Origin of the sequence: Phocaeicola sp. RTP21359st1_B8_RTP21360_211022 (assembly GCF_040911965.1) — a bacterium.
GTDB classification, from domain to species: domain Bacteria; phylum Bacteroidota; class Bacteroidia; order Bacteroidales; family Bacteroidaceae; genus Phocaeicola; species Phocaeicola vulgatus.
On record NZ_JBDFXP010000109.1, the window covers coordinates 1 to 2,132 of the forward strand.

General features: G+C 45.6%; 3 protein-coding genes and 1 pseudogene. 3 read left to right on the plus strand and 1 reads right to left on the minus strand.

Annotation, left to right across the window (positions count from 1 at the left end):
* The first annotated feature begins 43 nt into the window (after positions 1-43).
* From AB5062_RS22565 to AB5062_RS22575, 3 genes and pseudogenes are all read left to right on the plus strand, one after another.
* A pseudogene (locus AB5062_RS22565) lies at positions 44-527 on the plus strand (hypothetical protein).
* A gap of 33 nt (positions 528-560) precedes the next feature.
* Positions 561-728, plus strand: coding sequence for a hypothetical protein (locus AB5062_RS22570; protein WP_004295314.1), 168 nt, complete (start codon positions 561-563; stop codon positions 726-728).
* Positions 729-733: 5 nt separating this feature from the next.
* On the plus strand, positions 734-1,333 hold the full coding sequence (locus AB5062_RS22575; RefSeq protein ID WP_118292457.1) for a GNAT family N-acetyltransferase: 600 nt from the start codon (positions 734-736) through the stop codon (positions 1,331-1,333).
* A gap of 370 nt (positions 1,334-1,703) precedes the next feature.
* Here AB5062_RS22575 and AB5062_RS22580 read toward each other — a convergent pair whose 3' ends face one another.
* Positions 1,704-1,955 (minus strand): hypothetical protein, encoded by a 252-nt coding sequence (locus AB5062_RS22580; protein ID WP_224205373.1) that lies wholly within the window; start codon positions 1,953-1,955, stop codon positions 1,704-1,706.
* Between the last annotated feature and the right edge of the window lie 177 nt (positions 1,956-2,132).

Sequence of the window (2,132 nt, forward strand, 5' to 3'; positions counted from 1 at the left end):
ATCCTGTCCCATAAGCTGGAAAAGATGGAGAAGGAAATATGCGATGCCATCTGAGGAAATGGTATTTATGAAACGGATGATTTTCCCCTTCCTCATCAAAGTTCGTCCGTCCCTGCGGGACTCCGCGTTTTCCCTTCGGTTTCCGGCAGAAAATTTCCGTACGGCGAAATTTTCTGCCGGAAAAACGCTCCGAAAGCGCAGGGACGGACGTAAGAGGGATTCAGAAGGCGAAAACTGCGACCGACGTAGTGCATGTGCGACAAGGAAAAGAACTGTCCGGGAGCCCCCTTTTCATGCCGTACCCCGGCATGAAACCACTTTTCTCTCCGGCTGTGGTGAAGGCTCTCCTGCTCCCTCTGCATTGCATATGCGGGTTGTTTTGCCCATATCCACGTCCGCCGGTATTGCCTGCCCTTTCCTTGAGAAAAACGGCTTACCGCAACGGGTGGCGTGACACAGACTTTTCCGGATATGGAGGAACATTCCGGAAAAAAGAGTGGAAGACGGGCTATTATTTGGCTGTATAACAACAAAGTTGTATTTTTGCAAAAAATAATATTATGGCTATAACTATCAAGAACATTCCGGTTTTGGAGGGCGTTACGGCGGAAGATTTCGTACGCAGTGCAGACAAGAACGCCGCAAAGGTAACACCCCGGTTATCAGTGGAGGCAAAGAAACGGTTGCGAAAAGTATTGGAGAAATCCCGTTCATTCCGGTTCAATTAACAGCAATGGACGGTATTTCTTTATATGATGATTGTGTCATGCTTGCCTATAACAAGGAAGTACGGAGGAATTGCCTTCCTTTCACTTGTGGCGAGAATGACCTTGATGATTTTTTTCTCAATGATGCCGATCTGTATGCGGATGAACTCCTTGGGAAAACATATTGTTGGGTGACGACTGAAATCCCGCATCGTATTGTGGCCTTGTTTACCTTGTCCAATGACAGTATCAAGACCGGATTAATATCCCCCAATGATAAAAACAGGCTGCAACGCAATATTGTAAATCCTAAACGTGGACGCAGCTATCCGGCCGTGCTGATAGGAAGACTGGGGGTCAATCTGGAATATCAGGGTACATCAAGCCACGTAGGACGGCAACTGATGGCTTTCATAAAAGACTGGTTCCGTCATGAGGACAACAAGACAGGATGCCGTTTTATCGTGGTGGATGCATACAATGAGGAAAAGATTCTCAGGTATTATGAAAGAAACGGTTTCGTTCCACTCTATAAAACAGACGTGATAGAAAAGCAATATTATGATATTCCGCAAGATGAACCTTTGAAAACCCGTTTGCTGTATTTTGATTTGAAAAAGGACTGACATAATAATATATCAGTAAAATCCTTTAGGGTGACAACGGGTTCCAAAGACAGGCTGTCGCTACGATTACCTGCCATATGGCACCGGCCGTTTTCTTGATGGCGGGCGGTGGATTTCATGGGAAGCCAATCCGGAATGACAAGTAATGCCGCACCTGTGGCATAATAGAGCATTATTTTGAAGGCGGAGACTTTGTCCGGTTCTTCTTTTTCCAAGGTTTTCCGTCGGATGTCTTCAAGTTTTCCACACTTGTTTTAGAATAGTCCGCATTATCAGCAGATTGCGAGTTTCAGTCTGCCGTTCCGATTCTCTTTATTGCATCGTAGCATGTCGTTGATATATTCCAAATACTTATCCATGAATAGGCGACTTATAATTTTGTCTCAGGCAAATATCGAGACACACTCCCGAATGAGGTCTTCCATGATTTTAAAAGACTCCGTATTTCGGAAGGAACAACGTACACATACAATTTCTCCGGAACGGCCGACTTTCCTGTCACTTCCCTGTAATCCTCCCCAAAATCAACACCGCCGTATAAACTGCATGAAAGCCCGGGCACGCTTCCTGTTTCCAATCCCATATCTGCTCCTTCCGCAACATCACGTATTGCCGTTCTCATTTCGTATCCTTGAATATTTCTCCAAACATACCAAAGACAGAAAAGCTGCATGGAATCTAAATTCTCACCGGACAGACAATAGATAGAAGGAAGGAATCCATCATCCTCATTTCTTGCGGCAAAAATAGTTGTTTTTCAGGCCGGTCCCGCAAGGCGGCCCTTCGGGCTGGTTGCACG

Excerpts from the sequence above, each read along its gene's own strand:
- AB5062_RS22570 (WP_004295314.1), top strand. The coding sequence starts at position 561 with ATGGCTATAACTATCAAGAACATTCCGGTTTTGGAGGGCGTTACGGCG.
- AB5062_RS22575 (WP_118292457.1), top strand. The coding sequence starts at position 734 with ATGGACGGTATTTCTTTATATGATGATTGTGTCATGCTTGCCTATAAC.
- AB5062_RS22580 (WP_224205373.1), bottom strand. The coding sequence starts at position 1,955 with ATGAGAACGGCAATACGTGATGTTGCGGAAGGAGCAGATATGGGATTG.